This is a genomic window from Streptomyces sp. NPDC019443 (assembly GCF_044389785.1).
Lineage (GTDB): Bacteria > Actinomycetota > Actinomycetes > Streptomycetales > Streptomycetaceae > Streptomyces.
Window position 1 is genome coordinate 504969 of the sequence record NZ_JBIRYJ010000003.1, and the last position, 14706, is coordinate 519674.

General features: G+C 69.7%; 16 protein-coding genes. 14 read left to right on the plus strand and 2 right to left on the minus strand.

Going from position 1 to position 14706, the window contains the following annotated elements; genetic code table 11:
• Window positions 1-4 precede the first annotated feature (4 nt).
• The 4 genes from ACH492_RS12695 (at window position 5) to ACH492_RS12710 (ending at window position 4243) form a co-directional block, all read left to right on the plus strand.
• Entirely contained in the window at window positions 5-1594 is a 1590-nt protein-coding gene (locus tag ACH492_RS12695) for an ABC transporter permease (protein WP_398985611.1), read from the plus strand.
• Complete coding sequence (locus ACH492_RS12700; protein WP_398985613.1) at window positions 1591-2625, plus strand: ABC transporter ATP-binding protein; 1035 nt, start codon at window positions 1591-1593, stop codon at window positions 2623-2625. The genes ACH492_RS12695 and ACH492_RS12700 overlap by 4 nt, the downstream gene beginning before the upstream one ends.
• Before the next feature lie 2 nt (window positions 2626-2627).
• The gene (locus ACH492_RS12705; RefSeq protein ID WP_398985615.1) at window positions 2628-3185 is read left to right on the plus strand and encodes a hypothetical protein; all 558 of its coding nucleotides are present in this window, start codon (window positions 2628-2630) and stop codon (window positions 3183-3185) included.
• Between the two features lie 248 nt (window positions 3186-3433).
• A complete protein-coding gene (locus ACH492_RS12710; RefSeq protein ID WP_398985617.1) occupies window positions 3434-4243 on the plus strand; it encodes a S1 family peptidase in 810 nt (269 codons plus the stop codon).
• Window positions 4244-4503: 260 nt separating this feature from the next.
• Here the strand turns inward: ACH492_RS12710 and ACH492_RS12715 are convergent, their stop codons facing one another.
• Window positions 4504-5133 (minus strand): DUF305 domain-containing protein, encoded by a 630-nt coding sequence (locus ACH492_RS12715; RefSeq protein ID WP_398985619.1) that lies wholly within the window; start codon window positions 5131-5133, stop codon window positions 4504-4506.
• 91 nt (window positions 5134-5224) lie between these two features.
• Complete coding sequence (locus tag ACH492_RS12720; protein WP_398985621.1) at window positions 5225-5641, minus strand: DUF6153 family protein; 417 nt, start codon at window positions 5639-5641, stop codon at window positions 5225-5227.
• A gap of 83 nt (window positions 5642-5724) precedes the next feature.
• On the opposite strand from ACH492_RS12720, the gene ACH492_RS12725 reads away from it, so the two are divergent.
• From ACH492_RS12725 to ACH492_RS12770, 10 genes are all read left to right on the plus strand, one after another.
• Complete coding sequence (locus ACH492_RS12725) at window positions 5725-6093, plus strand: BlaI/MecI/CopY family transcriptional regulator (protein WP_398985623.1); 369 nt, start codon at window positions 5725-5727, stop codon at window positions 6091-6093.
• Window positions 6090-6383, plus strand: coding sequence for a hypothetical protein (locus ACH492_RS12730; RefSeq protein ID WP_398985625.1), 294 nt, complete (start codon window positions 6090-6092; stop codon window positions 6381-6383). Before ACH492_RS12725 ends, ACH492_RS12730 begins: the two co-directional genes overlap by 4 nt.
• Before the next feature lie 120 nt (window positions 6384-6503).
• Window positions 6504-6860 carry an NADH-quinone oxidoreductase subunit A gene (locus tag ACH492_RS12735; protein ID WP_398985627.1) on the plus strand — a complete coding sequence of 119 codons (357 nt, stop codon included), beginning with the start codon at window positions 6504-6506 and terminating at the stop codon, window positions 6858-6860.
• Window positions 6851-8050: a hypothetical protein gene (locus tag ACH492_RS12740; protein WP_398985629.1), complete on the plus strand. Its 1200-nt coding sequence runs from the start codon at window positions 6851-6853 to the stop codon at window positions 8048-8050. The genes ACH492_RS12735 and ACH492_RS12740 overlap by 10 nt, the downstream gene beginning before the upstream one ends.
• A complete protein-coding gene (locus ACH492_RS12745; protein WP_398985631.1) occupies window positions 8043-8948 on the plus strand; it encodes an NADH-quinone oxidoreductase subunit H in 906 nt (301 codons plus the stop codon). The genes ACH492_RS12740 and ACH492_RS12745 overlap by 8 nt, the downstream gene beginning before the upstream one ends.
• Window positions 8949-8970: 22 nt before the next feature.
• Complete coding sequence (locus ACH492_RS12750) at window positions 8971-9531, plus strand: NADH-quinone oxidoreductase subunit J (protein ID WP_398985633.1); 561 nt, start codon at window positions 8971-8973, stop codon at window positions 9529-9531.
• Window positions 9528-9833, plus strand: coding sequence for an NADH-quinone oxidoreductase subunit NuoK (gene nuoK, locus ACH492_RS12755; RefSeq protein ID WP_398985635.1), 306 nt, complete (start codon window positions 9528-9530; stop codon window positions 9831-9833). Before ACH492_RS12750 ends, nuoK begins: the two co-directional genes overlap by 4 nt.
• Window positions 9830-11677 (plus strand): NADH-quinone oxidoreductase subunit L, encoded by a 1848-nt coding sequence (locus ACH492_RS12760; RefSeq protein ID WP_398985637.1) that lies wholly within the window; start codon window positions 9830-9832, stop codon window positions 11675-11677. The genes nuoK and ACH492_RS12760 overlap by 4 nt, the downstream gene beginning before the upstream one ends.
• A 4-nt stretch (window positions 11678-11681) precedes the next feature.
• Entirely contained in the window at window positions 11682-13187 is a 1506-nt protein-coding gene (locus tag ACH492_RS12765) for a NuoM family protein (RefSeq protein ID WP_398985639.1), read from the plus strand.
• Window positions 13184-14608, plus strand: a complete 1425-nt coding sequence (locus ACH492_RS12770; RefSeq protein WP_398985641.1) for an NADH-quinone oxidoreductase subunit N — start codon at window positions 13184-13186, stop codon at window positions 14606-14608. Before ACH492_RS12765 ends, ACH492_RS12770 begins: the two co-directional genes overlap by 4 nt.
• The last annotated feature ends 98 nt before the right edge of the window (window positions 14609-14706 follow it).

Here is a 14706-nt window from a genome sequence, read left to right on the forward strand (position 1 = left end):
CGTCATGCACACCAAGGATCCCGTCGTCCGGACGGATCCCACTGCCCGCCCGGCCGGCGCTCCCGCGCCGGCCGGGCGGCTGAGTGCCGGCCGCCGACCGCCGGCCGTTCTGCTGGTGCCGGCCATTGTCGCCGCGCTGTTCGCGCTGCTGCCGCTCGGCTATCTCGCGGTGCGCTCTCTGGAACGCGGCCCCGGCTTCGCCTGGAACGTCGTCGCCAATGAGCGCACCGCCCAGCTGCTCGGCCGCAGTCTCGGGCTCGCCGCCGTCGTTGTGACGGCCTGCCTGCTCCTGGGGGTCTCGCTGGCCTGGCTGACCGTGCGGACCTCGCTGCCCGGTGCCCGCGTCTGGTCGGTGCTGGTTACCCTGCCGCTGGCCGTGCCGAGTTACGTCGCGGCCTTTGCCTGGCTCTCCGCCTTCCCGGAACTGGCGGGCTTCCCGGGAGCCGCGCTGGCGCTGACGCTGGTCAGCTTCCCGTACGTCTACCTGCCGGTCACTGCGGCGCTGCGCGGCACCGATCCGGCACAGGAGGAAGTGTCCCGCTCGCTCGGCCTCGGGCCGCTGCGGACCTTCCTGCGTGTCACGCTGCCCCAGATCCGCCCCGCGGCGGCGGGAGGCGCGGTGCTGGTCGCGCTGTATGTGCTGTCCGACTTCGGCGCGGTCTCCCTGATGCGCTACGACACTTTCACCCGCGGCATCTACACGTCCTACCGGGCAAGTTTCGACCGCACCCCGGCCGCCGCGCTGAGCGTCGTGCTGGTGGTGATGACTGTGGCACTGGTCGCCCTTGAGGCGCGTACGCGCGGACGCGCGGGGCACGCCAGGACCGGTACCGGCACGGCACGCCGCGCCGTCCCCGCACCGCTGGGCCGGTGGCGGGTGGCCGCGCTGACCTGGTGCGCGGCGGTCACGGCCGTCGCGGTGGTCACTCCGCTGGCCACGCTCGGATACTGGCTGGCCGTCGGCAACTCCGCGACCTGGGACCCGGCGGGACTCCTCGACATCGCCGCCACGACGCTCGGCATCGCCGCCGCGGGCGCCGCACTCACCACGCTGCTCGCCCTGCCCGTCGGGGTGATCGCCGCCCGCCACCGGGGCCGGACCGCGCATCTGCTGGAACAGTCCGCCTACGCGGGCCACGCCCTGCCGGGCATCACCGTCGCGCTGTCCCTGGTCTTCTTCGCCGTCCGCTACGCCGAACCGCTCTACCAGGAACTCCCGTTGCTGGTCTGCGCGTACGCCGTGCTCTTCCTGCCCGTGGCAGTGGCCGCCACCCGCGCCGCCGTGCTCCAGGCTCCACCTGTCCTGGAGGACGTCGCACGCTCACTCGGCCGCAGCCCGCTTCGGGTCCTGCGTGAGATCACCGTGCCGCTGGCCGCACCCGGCGTCGCCGCCGGGGCCGCCCTGACCTTCGTGGTCTGCATGAAGGAACTGCCCGCCACCCTGCTGCTGCGCCCCACCGGCATGGACACCCTGGCCACCCGCCTGTGGACGGAGACCGGAACAGGATCTTTCGCCGCCGCCGCCCCGTACGCCGCCACCCTGATCCTGCTGGCCGCGATCCCCTCCTACCTCCTCGGGAGGCACCGCACATGACCGCTCTGCAAATCACCGGAGTGTCCAAGGCCTACGGCCCGGACGCGGCCGTCCTCAAGGGGGTGGACCTCACCGTCCCCGGCGGCGCGCTCGCTGCCGTGCTCGGTCCGTCCGGCTGCGGCAAGACCACCCTGCTCCGCATCATCGCCGGCTTCCTGCGCGCCGACTCGGGCACCGTCACGGTCGCGGGGCGCACCCTGACCGCCCCGGGGCTGAACCTGCCGCCGGAGAGCCGGAGCATCGGCATCGTCCCGCAGGAAGGTGCGCTCTTCCCGCACTTGAGCGTCGCCCGCAACGTCGCCTTCGGCCTGACCGGCACCGATCGCGGCAAGCGCCGCAGCCGGTCGGAAGAGATGCTCGAACTCGTCGGCCTGGGCGGATACGGCAACCGGATGCCCCATGAACTCTCCGGCGGTCAGCAGCAACGCGTCGCCCTGGCCCGGGCCCTGGCACCAAAACCCGCGCTGGTCCTGCTCGATGAGCCGTTCAACGCCCTCGACAGCTCCCTGCGCGCGGGAGTCCGGGCAGATGTTCGCGCCGCCCTGCACGCCACCGGCGCCACCGCCGTTCTGGTCACCCATGACCAACAGGAGGCTCTCTCCACGGCCGACCTCGTCGCGGTCGTACGAAACGGGCGGGTCGCCCAGTGCGACACGCCCCAGGAGGTCTACCAGCACCCCGCCGACCCCTGGGTGGCCCGTTTCGTCGGCGACGCCGTACTTCTGCCCGCAACCGCCGCGAACGGCACAGCCACCACCGCGCTGGGCCGGTTGCCCCTCGCCCCGCCCGCCGGGGACAGCCGCACCGGGACCGTCCTCCTTCGGCCCGAGCAACTGCAACTCACCGAAACCGCAACGGCAGTCCAGGGCACCGTGACCGAAGTGAGCTTCTACGGCCACGACGCCATGGTCACCGTCGACGTCGACGGGCTGACGAGTCCGGTGGACATCCGAGTCGCCGGACCCGTTGCCGTACGCCCCGGCCAGCGCACCGGCATCCACGTCACGGGCGAGGCGACCCTGCACTCCTGAGCATGCTGGTCGTTGAACGACGGCGCGGCGCCCCGGACCGCTCGAAATTCCCCGCACGCATAGCGGAGCGATATCGGAAAGTTTCCGTACAGGCTCATGACGAAGCACAGGACCGCAATATCTTCGCGCCGTTCGCCGAATTCGTCAGCATCCATCGCTTCATTGACGCGCTGAATGCCCAGACCGACCCGGAGCTCGCCAATTTCGTCCAGGCCACCGTCCACATCTTCCGCAGCCGCGGGTCGCTCAGCCAAGTACCGTGCTGCTCGCTCGCGGTACTCGAGGCGCTGATCACAACGGCTGACCGGGTACCTGCCAGGGGACTCTGCCGGCGGCTTAGTGCGGGAGCACTGGCCGGGCGGGCTCGTACATTGCGATCTCGGCGCCAGGTCGCCCGCAACGACGGCGTCGCAGGACGGCGCCGCCGGGAGCCACAACGCGCCGCTGCCTACGCCACCGGCCGGATTAACGTACTCTCGCCGCGACTTCAGCGCGGATTGCGCCAACAACACAGCTCTCCGGAGATTTCGTATCACTCGTGTAACAGCAGGCGGCATTAGCGCTGGGATCGGCCGGTATGGACCCAACGGGCCCGAGTCCTAAAGGAGTTGGTGGATTGCAGCCCCCTTGTCACCCCGGCCGCTTGTTCCACATAATCGCAGGGCGCTTTGCGGACTCATCCCCCACTGGGTTCGGACGCCTTGCGGCGTGCTGCCGTTTTCCAACGCACTTCATTCGGTGGCGACTTCCGGTTCCGTGGTTGGCATGAGCTCGCCATTGAGGCGTACCCCCCACGAGAGGAAGTCCGTTGAAGAGCTACCTGAAGCACCTCAGGACGACCACCGCGATCGGTGCCGTCGCCCTCGCCGCCTTCAGCCTCCAGCCCGGCGCGGCCAACGCCGCCTCCACACCGACCCCACGCGGTGACGTAGGCACGAAGGTCGTCGGCGGAACCAAGGCCGACCAGGGTGAATTCCCGTTCATGGTCCGCCTGTCCATGGGCTGTGGCGGCGCGCTGTACGCCAAGGACATTGTTCTGACCGCCGCCCACTGCGTCGACGGCAGCGGCCCGAACACCGGCATCACCGCGACGGCGGGCGTCGTCGACCTGGAGGACTCCAACGCGATAAGCGTGAAGTCCACAGAGGTCCTCCAGGCGCCCGGCTACAACGGTAAGGGCAAGGACTGGGCCCTCATCAAGCTCGAGAAGCCGATCGATCTGCCGACCCTGCCGATCGCCGGGGACGACAAGTTCAACACTGGCGATTTCGACATCGCCGGCTGGGGCGCGGACAAGGAAGGCGGCAGCCAGCAGCGCCATCTGCTCAAGGCCAAGGTCCCGTCCATCGACGACGCCACCTGTCAGAAGGCGTACGGCGACCAGCTGACCCCCGGCGAAGAGCTCTGCGCCGGGATCCTGGACACCGGCGGCGTCGACACCTGCCAGGGCGACTCCGGCGGCCCCATGTTCCGCAAGGACGACGCGGGCGCCTGGATCCAGGTCGGCATCGTCAGCTGGGGCGAGGGCTGCGCGCGCCCGGGCAAGCCCGGTGTCTACACCGAGGTGAGCACCTTCTCGGCGGACATCAAGCAGGCCGCCGACGGGCTGGGCGGCTGACGCCGGTCAGTACGTGTTGAGCAGTTGAGCACCACCGCGTCCCGGCGCCGGGCCTCTGGCCGCACGGCACCGGGACGCGGCTCGGTCGGGGTCCTCTGACCGGTCGGGCTCCGGTTGGCGAAATTCGCCAACACAACTGCTTAGTTCCATACGGCCGGATGCCGGGCTCGCCATGCGAGCCCTCCCGCCCCCGTAGTACCCGGCCAAGACGCCGCGGGGCGGTCGGCGGATTGCTCCGCCGGCCGCCCCGCCTCAGCGACTCAGATCTTGCCGAGCATCTTGTTCATCTGCTCGATCTCGGCCGTCTGAGCCCTGATCACATCGTCGGCCAGCCTCTTGGCGGGGGCGTACTCGCCCTCCGCCTTCTCGGTCTTGGCCATCTCGATGGCGCCCTCGTGATGCTTGATCATCATCTCGGCGAACGCCTTGTCGAACTCGGCGCCCTTCGCCTTCCCCAGCTTGTCCATGTCGTCCGTGCTCATCATGCCGGGCATGGCCGACGACATGTCGTGTCCCATGCCGGACATGTCGGCGGGGACCTCCTCGCCCCACGAGGTGAGCCAGCCGGACATGGTCTTGATCTCCGGGTCCTGGGCGCCCTTGATCTTCGTGGCCAGGTCCTTGGTCTCGGTGGACGAGGCGCGAGTGGCAGCCAGTTCGGCCATCTCCACTGCCTGGCGGTGGTGCTGGATCATCTCCGTGGAGAAGGCGACATCCGCCGCGTTGTGGTCCCCTGCCTTCGCCGGTGCTGTGGTGGCGGCCGACGAGGAGCCGGACTCCGTGGACCCCATGTCGTGCCCGCCACCGCCACAGGCGGCCAGGACCAGGGCGGCCACTGCGGTGGCGGCGACGAGGGCGGTACGGCGGATCTGCTTGTGGTGCGCGTTCATGCGGGAACTCCTGGGATTTGTCTGTGAAAGAGCATGGCGAATCGCGGCGCCGCGCCCAGAACGGACAGATAGCGGCGTCGCGTGGCCTGCCCTAAATCCGCAGGAGTTGCAATTCTGAGAGAGAGGGAGGCGCCCTGCCTCCGTCGGGACCGCTGCCAGTGGCGGTGATCGGCCCCTCGGCGCCCTCGGCATGACCGATCGATGCCGGGACGAGGGCGGGAAGCACGGGAGACCCGGCCACGCCGCTCGAGGCACACGTCGCATCGGCGTGATCCGCATGCCCGCTGCGCCCGTGGCCGTCGTGGCCGCATTCATCCGGCGCGTCCATGACGGCGACCTGCTGGGGCTCAGCAGTATGCACATGCCCCGTCATATGTGCCGCGGCCGGTACGGACCCGAGGCCATGCATGCCAAGCAGCCCTATGAGCAGCCCGAACACGAGAAGCCCGGTGAGCCGCAACAGCTGTTGCGGCTCACCGGGCTTCTCGTTGCGTGACATCGCCCCCATCGTAAACACAGTGCACGCGGACCGCGTTCACACTCCCGTCTACTATGTCTTTACGTACAACAGGGGCGAAGGGAATCGGGGCCATGCGTCGGCTGGGGGAACTCGAGGCGGAGATTATGGACCGTCTCTGGAGATGGAACCGCCCCGCCACGGTGCGGGAAATCGTCGACGACATCAATGAACAGCGACCCCTCGCGTACACGACGGTGATGACCGTCACCAACATCCTGTTCCACAAGGGCTGGCTGCTGCGAGGCAAGCAGGGGCGGGCTTGGTCGTACACGCCAGTACGCAGCCGCGAGGCATATTCGGCAGCTCTGATGGAGGACGCACTCGGGGCGAGCGAGGACCGGTCGGCCGCTCTTGTCCAGTTCGTAGAGAAGATGTCCGACGACGAGGTTGCGGCCCTGCGCAAGGCCCTGCGAAAGGTGGGCCGACGGACCGAACCATGAACGCGGCCCCGGCCCCGGCCCTGGCCGGCTATGCGGCCGCGGTCGGCTTCGCCGCGCCGCGGATCCTGCTGCGCAGCACCTGGCCGCACCGGGCCCCTGCCCTCGCGGCGGCCGCGGCCCGTGCTCCGAAGGGCGCGTTCGGCGCGGGCGGACACCCGGCGCTGCTCCGCATGCAGCGGATCCTGATCCCCCGCCGCTGCCCACACCCGGCGCTCTGCTGTTCCGTGGCAGCCATGGCCGCCGCGGCACCCCTGCTGCCGTTGCTGGTCGCCTGCCCTCCCGGTCTCTGACAGATCTGCCAGGGCAAATGTCACGGTCACCATGGTGTCGCGCCCTCCGCCCGACGGAAGCGGCTGAGATGCTGCGTCCCGGTGGTCGTACTGCGACCCAAGCGCCGTGAAGGGGCTCGCATGGGAACTTCCGACTGGCAACCGGTCTTCATCCTGCTTGTGCTGGTCGTGGCGGCGGTCGCTCTGCTCCATTCCGTGGCAGCCGCCGTTCGTGCCGTCCGTGAGCCTCTGTACACCGGCCCGTTCAGCGGAGGGCTCGAGCCACGAGAGCATCCGCTCTCGCGGTTCCATGTGCGCTGGTATCCCGTAACGATGATCTTTCTCGCCTTCGACATGGAAATGCTCTTCATGTACCCATGGACGAGGGCCGTCTCCGAGGTCGGCACCAGTGCGGTCGTTGAGATGTTCCTCTTCCTCGGCGTGCTTCTCGCGGGGGTGGGTTATGCCTGGCGTGAGGGGGCGTTCAGGTGGAGCTGAGGAACAGGTTCCTCCGGGCGGCCACGGTGCGACCGGGTGTGCTGCTGGCGGTGTCCCCCGGGGCTACTCGGGAGCGGTTGTTCGTCGAGGCGGAGCTGCAGCGCCGCGGCTGGCCGTGCGTCGCAGGACCGGCCTCCGCGGATCTGCTCGTGCGCGTGGGCGAGCCCACCACCACGGAGGACGACTGGGCCGAGCGGCTGTGGCTCGGCATTCCGGCGCCCAGGGCCCGCGTGACCGTCAGGGATGTGGAACAGGCCGCCGACGCCCTTGACCGGGGACATGCAGCCCTGGTCACCGGGCCGCACGGGCATCACCAAAACCCGGGGCCTGCCGCGGAATCCGGTCCATCTGCACATGGCGACCACGACTCGCACGGCGGTCATGAGATGGCCGTCGTGGCCGGGCTGCCCATGGCTGACCGGGCGGACGACCGGGACGGGCTTCGGCTCGACCGACTGCACGTACCTCTGGGGCCGGTCCTGCCCGACTGGCCCGCGGGGCTCGTGTTGCGGCTGGAACTTCAAGGTGATGTCGTGCAGGGAGCCGCCGTCGAACGGATCGCCGTCCCCGCCTGCCTTCGTCCGCCGTTCTGGAACGAGCCATGGCTGCATGCGTCAGCAGGCGACGGCGTGACCCGAGGTGACGCGGCGCGGCGGTTGTGTGCGGCTCACCTGGACAGTCTCGGCCGCTTCCTCGCCGTTGCCGGGTGGGACGACGCGGCAGCCGGCGCGCGGTACGGACGTGACCGTGCGCTGACCGGTGTCGCAACCGCCGAACTCCAGTCGTTCTTATGCCCCTTGATCCGGCGCGTCCGCCGGTCGCGGACGTTGCGGTGGCTGACAGCGGGACTCGGCGTACTGTCCAGCGAGCATGCGCACCACTTTGGTGTGACCGGTCCTGCGCTGCTGGCCGACGGGGACGTACACAGCAGGATGCTCGTCTGGCTGGACGGAATCGAGCGCAGCGCGGGCGACTGCGACGACCCCGGCGCACTCGGTGCAACCGCCCTGACCGCCCCGCGGGGAAGAACCGACGGCCCGACGCCCCCGTCTGAGGCCCTGATGGAGGTACTGCCAGGTCTGTTGGAGGGCGCTGAGTTCGCCTGTGCGCGACTCATCGTCGCGAGCCTCGACCCCGACCTCGACGAGTTCAACTGGACTCCCCGAGCTGCGCGGGGGCCCGATGACTGATTCGACTCCGCTGTGGGCCGTACTCGTACTGCCTGCGGTCCTGACCGCTGCGGCCTTGGCGGTGGCTTCCTTCGACGCCAAGCTCGCGGCGGGAGCCCGGGCGGCGGGGCCGGGCCGTGAGGTGCTGCGACTGCTCGTGCAACAACCCCGGCGCACACGCGCGGCCGATGTGCCGCTGACTCGGCTGGGGACCACGCTGCTTCCGGTGGCAGCCGTCCTGGCCGCGGTCGTCCTGCCGCTCGGTTTCCGGTCGGTGAGCGATCTCCCCGACGGGATCGTCTGGTTCAACGCGATGGAGGCGCTTGCCTGGGCGGCGGTGTGGCTGACCGGCTGGGGCCCGAATTCGACGCTCTCGCTGATTGGCGGCTATCGGTTTCTGGCTCAAGGACTGGCGTACGAACTGCCCCACATGCTGGCCATCACCACCGCCGCGCTCGGGGCCGGGTCTCTGCGGGTGGGCGAAGTCGTCGACGCCCAGGCCGGATTGTGGTTCGTGGTCTGGATGCCGGCCGCTTTCGGGATCTATCTGCTCAGCGCACTGGCGATGTCCTTCTGGGGCCCGTTCGACCAGCCGGCCGGACGCGATGTGGCAGGAGGAGCGGCGGCCGAACTGTCGAGCGTGGACCGGATCGTGTTCCTGGGCGGGCGCCGGCTGTTGTTCGTGGTGGCGGCCGCGTTCTGCGTGCCGCTCTTCCTGGGCGGCGGTCACGGCCCGCTGCTGCCCGGCTGGGCCTGGACGCTGCTGAAGACGGCCGTCGTGCTGGCCTTTCTGGTCTGGGTTCGGCGGAGAGTTCCGACCGTACGGATGGACCGCTATGTGGAGCTGGCGTGGGTCGTGTTGACGCCGCTGGCCGTGGCGCAGGCCCTGGTAGTGGCTGTGGTGGTGCTGAACCGATGACAGGAGGGAGGTGCCCTGCGCGATGAGTGACGTGGCCTTCTGGCTGCCGGCCGTCCTGGCCGTGGGCAGCGGAGTCATGGTCTTCCGGTTCGACTCCATGGCCCGCGCGACGTTCTCGCTGCTCACCTCGCTGCTGTGCGTGGGCGGAGAGATCCTGCTGCTCGGTCTCGGCTATCTGGGCATCGTCACCGTGCTGATGATGACCATCGAGATGGCCATCATGGCCGTATTCATGATCATGTTCATGATGAATCCGGCCGGACTCATGCCCATGACGATGGTGCACAACAAGAAGGGCGCAGCGGTCATCTGCGTCGTCGCCTTTGTGCTGCTCGCCGCCGGTGTCCTGCTCGCACCCTGGCCCGCCCGCCAAGGCAGACCGCCCCCGGACCCCACAAAGGACCTCGGGTTGTCCCTGATGGGGCCACAGATGCTCACGATGATGACGCTGGGCATGGCTCTGTTCGCGACGATCGTCGCCACGGTCGTACTGGCGACCCGGCGCGGTCGCTACGACCGGTTCGGCGACGATCTGCGGGCTCGACGAGCCGACGATCCGGTACGGGGCGGTGTCGGCCGGTGAGTCTGGAACCGTTCCTGCTCCTTGCCGCCGCACTGTTCTGCGTCGGCCTGTTCGGCGCTCTGACCCAGCAGTCGATCGTGATGCTGATGATGGGCCTGGAGTTGATGCTAGGCGGGGTGATCCTCGCGGCCGCTTCGGCCTGGCGCTACATCGCCCCCGCGGCGGCCGACGGGCAGGTGCTGGTGGTGGTCGCGATCACGGCGATGGCTCTGGAGATGGCGATGGGGTTCGCCGTGATCACCGCCCTCTTCAGGTCCCGTGAAATCGACATGACCGACATGGCGGCGGAGTTGAAGGAGTGAGCGTCCTGCTGTGGGCGCTCGTCGCCCTGCCGTTGGCCGCGGGTGCGCTGCTCGCTCTGGCCGGACGGGCCGCAGACCGGGTGGCGCCCGCCGTGGCTGTCGGTGTTGCCGTCTCTGCCCTCGGCCTTGCGGTTGCGGCCGCACTGCGGCATCCGGTCGTCGAGGCGCCTTTGCTGGAGCAGCTTCCGATACGGCTCGCGGTGGACGGACTGTCCGGGATCCTGGTCGTCACCGTCACCGCGGTCACGTTGGCCGTTCTGCTCATCAGCGCGGCGGAGTCCGGCGACGAAGAGGCACGCGCCCGGTTCTTCGGACTCATGCTGCTCTTCACCGGCAGCATGCTGGTCACGGTCACCGCCGTCACCCTTCCCGTTCTGCTCATGAGCTGGGAAATGATGGGCGCGACCTCCTGGGCGCTGATCGGCTACTGGTGGCGGGAGCCGGAGCGTACCGCTGCCGCCAACACCGCGTTCCTGACCACGCGTACCGCCGACCTGGGCCTCTACCTGGCCGCGGGCGCGGCCCTCGCAAGCGGCCGTGACGACACGCTCACGCTCGACGGCCTGGCACACGCAGGGGAGCCATGGCTGTCGGTCATCACGGCAGGCATCGTCGCGGCGGCGCTCGGCAAGTCCGCTCAACTCCCCTTCAGTTTCTGGCTGTCGCGGGCGATGCAGGGCCCCAGCCCGGTCTCCGCTCTGCTGCATTCCGCGACCATGGTCGTGGCCGGCGCGTATCTGCTGCTGCGGACCGGGACTCTGTTGGACGCCTCGGGGTGGGGCAGCGACGTGGTGGCCTGGGCAGGGGCCGCGACGGCCATCGGTCTCGGGCTGGTCGCGGTGGCTCAGACCGATTTCAAGCAACTGCTCGCCGCGTCCACCTGCGCCCAGATCGGGTTCATGGTTCTCGCCGCCGGAGTCGGCGCCACCACCGGAGGAACGCTGCAACTCATGGCGCACGCGGCGGCGAAGAGCCTGCTGTTCCTCGTGGCAGGCGTCTGGCTGACGGCTCTGGGAACCCAGCAGCTGACCGCGCTGCGAGGAGCCGCCCGGTATCACCGGACGGTGGGCGTGATCTGCACCGTGGGCGCCGTCTCGCTGGCAGGGCTGCCTCCGCTGTCGTTGTGGGCCGCAAAGGACGTTCTGCTCGCCGGGGCCCTTGCCCGTGATCCCTGGCTGTACGCCGCCGGGCTTGCCGCTGCCGTGCTGTCCGCGGTCTACAGCGCGAAGGTCCTGTGGTTCGTATGGCGTCCTGCCGCACGGCGTGATGATGGCCGAAGGATCCCCGGCGGTGTCGTACCGCCGCTGGCTGCTCTCGCCGTGGCGTGCCTTGCCCTGACTCCCCTGGCGTTCCCGCCGATCCGTGACGCGCTGGGGCGTGTCCTCGGCGCCTCCGCTCAACCAGCGCCGCACGCCTGGGAGCCGGCATTGTCCGGTGCTCTCGCCCTGGTTGCCGCAGCCGCCGCCTGGGCCTGGGGATCCCGCCCTCTCCCGCTGCCGGGCCGGGCGAAGGCGGCGTGCCGGGAATGGCTGGGCCTGGAGCGTGCCGCCCACGCTCTCGTCGTCTCGCCGGTCCTGTGGACCGCCCGTACCGCGGCTGCTTTCGACGACCGGATTCTCGACCGCGGTGTCGACGGCACGGCCAAAGGGGCGCTGGGCCTGGCCCGTTGGACGAACAGCGTCGTTGAACGGGCAGTCGACGGAGGAGTCGGCGCGGTCGCGGCGGCGGCTCGAGCTCTCGGCCGCGGGGCCCGCCGGCCGCAGACCGGCCAGCTCCACCAGTACCTCGCCCAGGCCGTCGCGGCCTTCACCGTCCTCGCTGCCGTGCTCGTCCTCGTGAGGTGACCCCTTGCTCACCGCCCTCGTCTTCGCCCCGACTGCTGTGGCGTTGCTGCTCCTCGGCCTGCCGCTTCACATCCCACAGTCGGTGTTCCGTGCCGTCTGGGTGACCGTGACCGCAGCCGAACTCGCGCTTGCCATCGCCCTGTGGGCCGCCTACCGGTCCGACGACGGCATGCAGTACGAGGTACGGGCTCGCTGGATCCCCAACGCCGGTGTGGGCTACCACGTCGGAATCGACGGCCTGTCGCTGCCGCTTCTCGCCATGACCTGCGTACTGTTCCTCGCCTGCGCCCTTTACTCGCTGCGGGAGAACAGACGGATCCGCGAGTTCGCCGCGCTCTTTCTGTTTCTGCAGACCACCTGTCTCGGGCTGTTCGTCTCCCTCGACCTGATCCTGTTCTTCGTCTTCTTCGACCTGTCCATCGTGGCGATGTACTTCATCATCGCGGGCTGGGGTCACCGGGACGCGGCCCGGGCTGCGCTGAAGTTCTTTCTCTACACCTTCATCGGCTCGCTCGCGCTGCTGCTCGGCTTCATCGGCCTGTATCTGGCCGCTTCCCCGCACACGTTCGACATGGTCGAGCTGACGAGGCAGAACCCGCTCGCCGGGCGCTCGGTCTACGGCGGCCTCGTGCTGCTCGCCGTCGTGGTTGGGCTGGCTGTCAAAACGCCCACCGTTCCGTTCCACACCTGGCTGCCGCCGGCGCACACCGAGGCGCCGGCCGCCGGTTCCGCGATCCTCGCCGGAGTGCTCCTGAAGATGGGCACGTACGGCTTCCTCCGCATCGCCATGCCCATGCTCCCGGGCGCCTGGCGCCGCTATGCCCTGGTGCTCGTCGTCGTCGGCGTCATCTCGGTCCTCCATGGCGCACTGGTCGCCCTCGCGCAGACCGACTTCAAACGGATGATCGCGTACACCTCCGTGAACCACATGGGGTACATCGTGCTCGCGGTCGGCGCCGCCGCCGCGACCGCCGACAGCTCCACACAGGCACGCTCCCTCGCAGTCACCGGATCGGTCACCCAGATGGTCAGCCACGGACTGATCACAGGCGCGCTGTTCCTGCTCGCCGGTGTGCTCTACGAGCGGGGGCGTACGTACGACATGGGCGCCTACTCCGGAGTCGCCGCCGTCGCGCCCGCATTCGCGGCCATGACCGGCGTGGCCGCGTTCGCCTCGCTGGGACTGCCGGGCTTCTCCGGCTTCATCGCGGAATTCCAGATCTTCACCGGAAGCCTCGGCCCACGGCCGCTGGCCACCGCACTCGCCGTACTCGGGATCCTGCTCACGGCCGGGCTGTTCCTCCGGGCGCTGCGGCAGATTTTCACGGGGCCGCTCCGGCTGCCCGACGCCCCGGGCACTCCGCGCACGTTCCCCGAAATCCGCCCCCATGAGAGCGCCGCCGTCGTTCCGCTGCTGGTGCTGGCCGTGGTCCTCGGAGTGGCACCGCGTTTCCTGCTGGACGTCATCGAGCCCGCTTCCCGGGCCGTACTGGAGCTGCTCGGCCGATGACCGACATGAACGAGAACCCTCTCGACATCCTCCCCGAGGTCCTGCTTGCGGCCTCAGCCGTCCTCGGACTGCTACTCGGGGCCTGGCTGCCCCGCAGACGACAGTGGATCGTGGGGCTGCCGGCGGCCGTGGCCGGCTTGGCCGGGATCATGTCCGCGGCTGTGGCGGCCGGCCGCCCGGCCGTGACCGCCTTCGGCGAGGCGTTCGCCGTCGATCCCATCACCAGCACGTCCCGGATCGTGATCCTCGGCGGCACCCTGCTGGTACTCGCCCTCAGCGCGGGACCACTTCACGCCCATCCGCGGGAGAGCGAGTTCTACGTGCTGCTCCAACTCGCCGCCCTCGGAGCTCTGGTCATGGCCGGGGCACAGAACCTGCTGCTGCTCGCCGCCGGGTACCTGCTCGCAAGCATCCCCGCCTACACGCTCGCCGGCTTCCGCAAGGACGGCCCAGGCACCGAGGCGGCGCTCAAGTATTACGTCATCGGCGCCCTGCTCGGCGTACTCATGCTGACCGGCATCACCGTCCTGTACGCGACCGGGCGCTCCACCGGCTACCCGGTACTCGGCATGGCACTGCGCGACGCGCCCGAGGCGCTCGTCGCCGCCGGAACCATCGGGCTCCTCGCAGGGGTCCTGTTCAAGGCCGGTGCCGTGCCCGCCCACTTCTGGGTTCCGGACGCCGTCCAGGGAAGCAGCCCTCCGGTCGCCGCGCTGCTCACCACGCTGCCGAAGATCGGCGCACTGGCGGCGCTGTTCCGCCTCGGCGATGTCGTCCTCTCCGGCAGTACGCTGCCGTGGCCCGCGTTGATCGCCGTCGTGGCCACGGCCTCCATGAGCCTGGGAAACCTCGCCGCCTTCTTCCAGCAGGACGTCAAACGTCTGCTGGCCTACTCGACGATCAGTCAGGTCGGCTATCTGCTGATGCCGGTGGCCGTGGCGGGGCGCTCGGACCTCGCCCAGGAAGCGCTGCTGTTCTACGCAGCCGCGTACGCGGTCACCAATCTCGGCGCCTTCGCGGTGGTCTGCGCCCTCCCCCGAGCCGAGAGCATCGACGACTACCGCGGCCTGGCGCGGCAGCGCCCGCTGCTCGCCGCCAGTCTCGTCATCTGCCTGCTGGGCCTCGTCGGCACGCCGCCCACCGCGGTCTTCGTCGGCAAACTCGAAGCGTTCACCGCCGCGTTCGACGGCGGTTACGCCTGGCTCGCCGTGCTGGCCGCCGTGAACACGGTCGCTTCGCTCTTCTACTACCTGCGCTGGATCGTGCCCGCCCTGTCACGCGGCACCGGGGACAAGCTCCACGACGGCGACCGCGGGGCGCGCGGAATCGCATACACGGCCGCCGCCATCTCCATCGGGCTCGGCGTGGCCGGGGGGCCGGTCCTGGCGGTCCTCGACGGTCCGCTCGCCGCCTCCGGGTAGCAGTGCTGCGTGCGTGGCGCACCGCGACCGTTCCCCCGCGGCGCCTCGACGGGCTCGGTGACCGGTGGGCTCGGCGGGCGCCCCACAATCGAGCTCAT

What these genes read in the sequence shown, in the direction of transcription:
- ACH492_RS12730 (WP_398985625.1), top strand. Translation starts at nt 6,090, where the DNA reads ATGAACGCGGCCCCGGCCCCGGCCCTGGCCGGCTATGCGGCCGCGGTC.
- ACH492_RS12700 (WP_398985613.1), top strand. Translation starts at nt 1,591, where the DNA reads ATGACCGCTCTGCAAATCACCGGAGTGTCCAAGGCCTACGGCCCGGAC.
- ACH492_RS12720 (WP_398985621.1), bottom strand. Translation starts at nt 5,641, where the DNA reads ATGGGGGCGATGTCACGCAACGAGAAGCCCGGTGAGCCGCAACAGCTG.
- ACH492_RS12735 (WP_398985627.1), top strand. Translation starts at nt 6,504, where the DNA reads ATGGGAACTTCCGACTGGCAACCGGTCTTCATCCTGCTTGTGCTGGTC.
- ACH492_RS12770 (WP_398985641.1), top strand. Translation starts at nt 13,184, where the DNA reads ATGACCGACATGAACGAGAACCCTCTCGACATCCTCCCCGAGGTCCTG.
- ACH492_RS12705 (WP_398985615.1), top strand. Translation starts at nt 2,628, where the DNA reads ATGCTGGTCGTTGAACGACGGCGCGGCGCCCCGGACCGCTCGAAATTC.
- ACH492_RS12695 (WP_398985611.1), top strand. Translation starts at nt 5, where the DNA reads ATGCACACCAAGGATCCCGTCGTCCGGACGGATCCCACTGCCCGCCCG.
- ACH492_RS12750 (WP_398985633.1), top strand. Translation starts at nt 8,971, where the DNA reads ATGAGTGACGTGGCCTTCTGGCTGCCGGCCGTCCTGGCCGTGGGCAGC.
- ACH492_RS12745 (WP_398985631.1), top strand. Translation starts at nt 8,043, where the DNA reads ATGACTGATTCGACTCCGCTGTGGGCCGTACTCGTACTGCCTGCGGTC.
- ACH492_RS12725 (WP_398985623.1), top strand. Translation starts at nt 5,725, where the DNA reads ATGCGTCGGCTGGGGGAACTCGAGGCGGAGATTATGGACCGTCTCTGG.
- ACH492_RS12715 (WP_398985619.1), bottom strand. Translation starts at nt 5,133, where the DNA reads ATGAACGCGCACCACAAGCAGATCCGCCGTACCGCCCTCGTCGCCGCC.